At 71.9% G+C, this 5264-nt stretch carries 5 protein-coding genes and 1 pseudogene; 3 read left to right on the top strand and 3 right to left on the bottom strand.

Annotation, left to right across the window (positions count from 1 at the left end; genetic code table 11):
* The 3 genes and pseudogenes from JM949_RS33240 to JM949_RS33230 form a co-directional block, all read left to right on the top strand.
* Positions 1-328, top strand: a pseudogene (locus JM949_RS33240) (serine/threonine protein kinase); the annotation flags it as partial.
* Positions 325-2145 (top strand): Stk1 family PASTA domain-containing Ser/Thr kinase, encoded by a 1821-nt coding sequence (pknB, locus tag JM949_RS33235; protein ID WP_203152009.1) that lies wholly within the window; start codon positions 325-327, stop codon positions 2143-2145. The pseudogene JM949_RS33240 and the gene pknB, both read left to right, overlap by 4 nt.
* 13 nt (positions 2146-2158) lie before the next feature.
* Complete coding sequence (locus tag JM949_RS33230) at positions 2159-2854, top strand: SanA/YdcF family protein (protein ID WP_203152008.1); 696 nt, start codon at positions 2159-2161, stop codon at positions 2852-2854.
* Positions 2855-3011: 157 nt separating this feature from the next.
* Here the strand turns inward: JM949_RS33230 and JM949_RS33225 are convergent, their stop codons facing one another.
* From JM949_RS33225 to JM949_RS40080, 3 genes are read right to left on the bottom strand one after another with little or no spacing between them, the layout of a single operon-like run.
* Entirely contained in the window at positions 3012-3662 is a 651-nt protein-coding gene (locus JM949_RS33225) for an aminodeoxychorismate/anthranilate synthase component II (protein ID WP_203152007.1), read from the bottom strand.
* A 2-nt stretch (positions 3663-3664) separates the two neighbouring features.
* Positions 3665-3943 carry a hypothetical protein gene (locus JM949_RS33220; RefSeq protein WP_203152006.1) on the bottom strand — a complete coding sequence of 93 codons (279 nt, stop codon included), beginning with the start codon at positions 3941-3943 and terminating at the stop codon, positions 3665-3667.
* Positions 3944-3946: 3 nt separating this feature from the next.
* Positions 3947-4801 (bottom strand): class E sortase, encoded by an 855-nt coding sequence (locus JM949_RS40080; protein ID WP_203152005.1) that lies wholly within the window; start codon positions 4799-4801, stop codon positions 3947-3949.
* Positions 4802-5264 lie beyond the last annotated feature (463 nt).

The following is a 5264-nucleotide window of genomic DNA, read 5'->3' as shown; positions in this document are numbered from 1 at the left end:
GCCCCGGCAGGACCACCCGCCGGCGTACGCCCGGCCGGCCGGTCCGGGGGTGCCGGCATCCGAGCCGCAGCGGTCCCGGCCCGGCATGGTGCTCCTCGCCATCCTGATTGCCGTGCTGGTCCTGCTCTGTTCCGGCGTGATTTCCTACAACCTGCGGAAGCAGTCGCAGGCCGGTGCACCCGCCGGTCTGGCAGCGCGCACCGTGACGTCCGGCGCGCTACGACCCGACGGGCGCGACGATTCCACCCGGACGTCGTACCGTCGGGAGGTACGAGTCCAGCCCGGCGACGGCGGGACGACGACGAGCGAAGGACGACAGACGCGATGACAGCGCAGGCCCGCCTGCTCGGTGGCAGGTATCAGGTCGGCGAGCTGCTCGGCTACGGCGGCATGGCCGAGGTGCACCGCGGTCGCGATCTCCGGCTCGGTCGGGACGTCGCGATCAAGATGCTCCGCACCGACCTCGCCCGGGACGCGACGTTCCAGATGCGATTCCGTCGGGAGGCGCAGAACGCGGCCTCGCTCAACCACCCGGCGATCGTGGCGGTCTACGACACCGGCGAGGAGACCGCGCCGACCGGCGAGACACTGCCGTTCATCGTGATGGAGTTCGTCAACGGGCGGACCTTGAAGGAGGTCCTCGGCGCCGAGGGGCGGCTGCAACCGCGTCGGGCGCTGGAGATCTGCGCCGACATGTGCGCCGCACTGGAGTTCAGCCACCGGCACGGGATCATCCACCGGGACATCAAGCCCGGCAACGTGATGCTCACCCAAACCGGCCAGGTCAAGGTGATGGACTTCGGCATCGCCCGCGCGCTGGCCAGCGGCGCGACCACCATGACGCAGACCAGCGCGGTGATCGGCACGGCCCAGTATCTGTCCCCGGAGCAGGCCCGCGGTGAAGCCGTCGACGCCCGCTCCGACGTGTATGCGGCCGGCTGTGTGCTCTTCGAGCTGGTCTGCGGGCATCCGCCGTTCGTCGGGGACAGCCCGGTGAGTGTGGCCTACCAGCACGTACGGGAAACGCCTCCGACGCCGAGCGACATCAACCCGGACGTCACCCCCGCCGTCGACGCGATCGTGCTCAAGGCGCTGTCGAAGAACCCGCTCAACCGTTACCAGAGCGCCGGCGAGATGCGTGCCGACCTGCTTCGTGCCGCCGCTGGCCGGCCCGTGCTGGCGACGCCGGTGCTGCGCGAGGCGGAGACGGTGGCGATGGCCCCGGCCGGCGGCGGAGGCGGTTACCCGGCTGCTTCCCGTGGGCCGCAGACCGGGCAGATCCCCGCTCGGGTCGGCGACCCGCGGCAGCGCAAGGCGTCCTCCTGGCTGATCGCGACGTTCAGCGCGGTCGGCGTGTTGGCGGTGATCGCCCTGGTCGCGGCCCTGCTCTGGAGCCAGCAGCAGGACAAGGACCTGAAGGCGGTCCCCACCCTAACCGGCAAGAGCCAGGCCGCCGCGGTCGAAGAGATCAGCAAGCTCGGATTCAAGCCACAGGTGGGCGAGGCGGTGCTGGCCAACGACTGCACCAAGGACACCGTCGCCAAGCAGAGTCCTGAGCCGGGCACCCGGCTGAAGCAGGCGAGCACCGTCACCCTCCAGATCTGCGGCGGCAAGCCGGACGTGAAGATCCCCCCGCACCTGGTCAACTCGCAGTTCGAGAACGTGAAGACCCAGCTCGAGGACCTGGGGTTGAAGGTCGACGAGAAGCCCGTCGACAACCCCGCCCAGGAGGGGATCGTCATCAAGCTGACTCCGCCGTCGGGGACGACGGTGCCGCAGGACAGCAAGGTCGTCGTCGAGGTCTCCAAGGGCAACGTCAGCAAGGTGCCGAACGTTCTCAACTCCACTCGGGACGAGGCCGCTGAGGAGCTTCAGGAGGCGGGCTACAAGGTCTCCTTCCGTGACGGTGACGAGGTGCCGGCCGACCAGGCCGGGCGGGTCCAGAAGCAGAGCCCGGAGCCGGGCACCGCGCTGGCCAGGAACCGGACGGTGACCATCGAGATCGGCATCCCGGAGAAGGTCGTCGACCCGACGCCCACCGGGACACCGAGCGGCACCCCATCGGTGACGCCGACGACTCCGGGCAACGGGGGTGGCGTCGGTCTGCCGTTCCCGCCCCCGCCGGGTCGGCCATCCGAGGAATAGGCCGCCGCCCGACATGACCGATCCGGCAGCGCCCCCGGCCGGGGCGGTGCGGCGGTGGCCTCGACGCCTCCGGCGACTGGCCGTAGCGGGCTTGGTCGTGCTGTTGCTCGCCAGCCTGCCGTGGTTGTGGACGACGTTCTCCGCCCGCGGCCACCGGTACGACGAGTCCGACGCGCCGGCCGCCGACGTGGTGATCGTCCTCGGCACCGCCGTCGCGGCTGATCGACAGCGGCCTGGGGAACGGCTCGCCGGCCGGCTGGAGACCGCCGCCGGGCTGGTGACCGGCGGGCGGGCCACTGTCGTGCTGGTGTCCGGCGACGGTGGTGGCGCGTCCGGCGACGAGCCGGCGGTGATGACGACGTACCTCGCCGAACTCGGGGTGGATCCACGCCGGGTGGTGGCCGACCCGTTCGGCCTGGACACCTACGACAGTTGCGCCCGGGCTCGTGAGGTGTACGGCGTCCAGCGGGCCCTGATCGTCACCCAGTCCTACCACCTGTCCCGGGCGGTGACGCTGTGCCGGCACCTCGGCCTCGACGTCGACGGGGTGACCGCCCGCTGCGACGGTTGCGGGCCCGCCCTGCTCGCCGAGAAGTCGATCCGGGACTACTTTGCCAGTGGTAAGGCGGCGTTGGACGCGGTCCGCGACCGCCCGCCGGCGGTCCGCTCGCCGGCCGACCCGGCGATCGAGCAGGCACTGCGGAGCTGACGGGCCGAACCGGCACCGCGGAGCTGACCCGCCGGACAGGCACCGCGGAGCTGACCCGCGTGGCGGAGGTCCCTCCGCTTGCCACCCGGCCTCCAGCAGGCAAGCGGCGACCCGACCTCCAGCGGCGGGCGCGCGGCGGCTTCCGGGCGGGCGGGCCTCAGGCCGTGGCGAAGGCGGCCAGCCGACGGGCGTCGACCTCGGCGGCCAGCGCGGGTGCCCGCTCCAGCGCCTCCTGGTGACCGCACCTGGCCAGCCAGTTGGCCAGCATCAGGTGACCGCCCTCGGTGAGCACCGACTCCGGATGGAACTGGACGCCCTCGATGGGCAGCGTCCGGTGCCGCATCGCCATCACCACCCCCGATCCGGTCCAACCGGTGACCTCCAGCTCGTCCGGAAGCGTCTCGGGCAGCACGGCGAGCGAGTGGTACCGGGTGGCGGTGAACGGGTCTGGCAGGCCGGCGAGTACGCCGACCGAGTGGTGCCGCACCTCGGACGTCTTGCCGTGCAGCAGCTCGGGGGCGCGCGTCACGGTCGCGCCGAACGCCTCACCGATCGCCTGGTGACCGAGGCAGACGCCGAAGATCGGCAGCTTGCCCGCGTACTCGCGGATGACGTCCAGGCAGATGCCGGCCCGGTCGGGGCTGCCCGGCCCGGGTGACAGCAGGACGCCGTCGGCGCCGACCGTGCCCACCTCGGCGACGTCGATCTCGTCGTTGCGGCGGACCTCGCAGTCCACGCCGAGCTGGCCCAGATATTGGACGAGGTTGAAGACGAACGAGTCGTAGTTGTCGATCACGAGGATGCGCATGGTCACCTGCTCGGGGAGGACGGCGCTGGATTGTTCTGGTCGGTGTCGTACGGCAGGTCGTGTTCGTCGCCGGTCGGGGTCTCGACGGTCACCGGGTCACCGCCGCCGGTCTCGGCGGGTACGCCGGACTCGACCTGCACGTCGTCGAAGGGCAGCAGGGGTTCGGCCCAGGGGAAAGCGACATACCACAGCAGGGCCACCGTCGCCGCCACCAGCAGCACCGAGCCGGTCAGCTTTCCGGCCAGGCCGAATGGCAGCTTGCGCCAGATGAACGCGTACATCGGTCAGCCTCCCAGCTCCGCCGGACGTCCCGCGGACTTGGGTTGGGTGCGGTCCAGTTCGGCGTGGATGATCAGGCGCTGGTAGTTGTCGAACTTCGGGTTGCACGTGGTCAGGGTGAGCATCCGCTTGGTCGGTTTCTTGTCCGGCTCGCCGGGGACCGGCGCCACCACCTCGACCTGGGTCGGCCGGACGATCCGCGACTGCGACACCCGGTAGACGTACCAGTCGGTCTTGGTCTCGACCACGATGGGGTCGCCGTCGTCGAGTTCGTCCAGCCGCCAGAAGGTGGCCCGGTTACGGTGACCGGCGACGGAGAAGTTGCCGACCTGGCCGGGCAGCGCGCTGGCCGGGTAGTGGCCCGGCGCGAAGCGGATGTCCTGCTGGGTGACGCCCTCGACGACGACCCAGTTCTTGTCCAGCTTCGGGATGTAGAGCCCGGCGAGTGGTTTGCCGCGTACCGGTGGGGACGGTTTGGCGCTCGGCCCGGCGGACGGGACGACGGTCGGGTCACCGGTCGGGCCCCAGGCCTGAGCCAGCTCGTTGGTGAGGTCGTTCTGGTGGGCGTCGACGATTGCCGACTTGCCCCAGACCTCGTACCCGGCGAAGAGCAGCACCACCAGGCCGAAGGTGATCAGAATTTCGCCGGTGACCCGAACGCCGGTGCGCACCCGCGAGGCGAGCGTGGGGCGGGTGAGCTCGGAGTAGACGCTCTTGTAGCCCTCACCGGTCTGGTGTGGGCGGAGTTGAACCACCCGCTCGCCGCGTCGGGGTTGGGGAGGGTCGGCAGGGCCGTCGCCGGTCGACTCCTCGGGGACGGCGGTGCGGGGAACGGCACCCATCAGCGCGGTCGAGTCCATGGTCGGCGGCCTGCTGGCGGGGGCGCCGGACACGGTCGGGATCAGCGCGGTGGCGGCCGGGTCCGATCCAGCGGTCGGCGGGCGGCCGGGCCCGGACGGCGGGACGCGGCTCGGCCCGCTCGGAGCGAAGCCGTCCTGCCCGGCCGCCGACACCCGGTCGGGGGTGGCTGGTGAAACCGGGTTGGCCGGGGAGTTGGCCGATCGGGCGGCGATCTGCGGAATGAGCGCGGTCGGCGAGTCGGCGACCGGCGGGGGCGAGGAGTCAGCCGGAGCCGGTCGGCTCGGTGCGCCGGGGGCGGCGGGTCGAATTGGCCCCTGTTCGGGGGCGGTCGGTCGACCACGGTGGGCGTGGGGGGAGCGCCGGAACCTCCCTGCGGGCCCGGTCCGGGAGCCGCGGTGCCCGGCCAGCGGGGCGGAGCTTCGCCGCCGGGACCGCCCGGGGCATGGGTCGGCTCGGCCCGAC

The sequence above is a fragment of the Micromonospora tarensis genome (assembly GCF_016803395.1).
GTDB lineage: Bacteria > Actinomycetota > Actinomycetes > Mycobacteriales > Micromonosporaceae > Micromonospora > Micromonospora tarensis.
This window is presented reverse-complemented; position numbering and strand designations above follow the sequence as displayed.

Bases quoted from the DNA above. Each gene is read 5' to 3' on its own strand.
- JM949_RS40080 (WP_203152005.1), bottom strand. From the start codon at position 4,801: ATGGACTCGACCGCGCTGATGGGTGCCGTTCCCCGCACCGCCGTCCCC.
- JM949_RS33220 (WP_203152006.1), bottom strand. From the start codon at position 3,943: ATGTACGCGTTCATCTGGCGCAAGCTGCCATTCGGCCTGGCCGGAAAG.
- JM949_RS33225 (WP_203152007.1), bottom strand. From the start codon at position 3,662: ATGCGCATCCTCGTGATCGACAACTACGACTCGTTCGTCTTCAACCTC.
- JM949_RS33230 (WP_203152008.1), top strand. From the start codon at position 2,159: ATGACCGATCCGGCAGCGCCCCCGGCCGGGGCGGTGCGGCGGTGGCCT.
- pknB (WP_203152009.1), top strand. From the start codon at position 325: ATGACAGCGCAGGCCCGCCTGCTCGGTGGCAGGTATCAGGTCGGCGAG.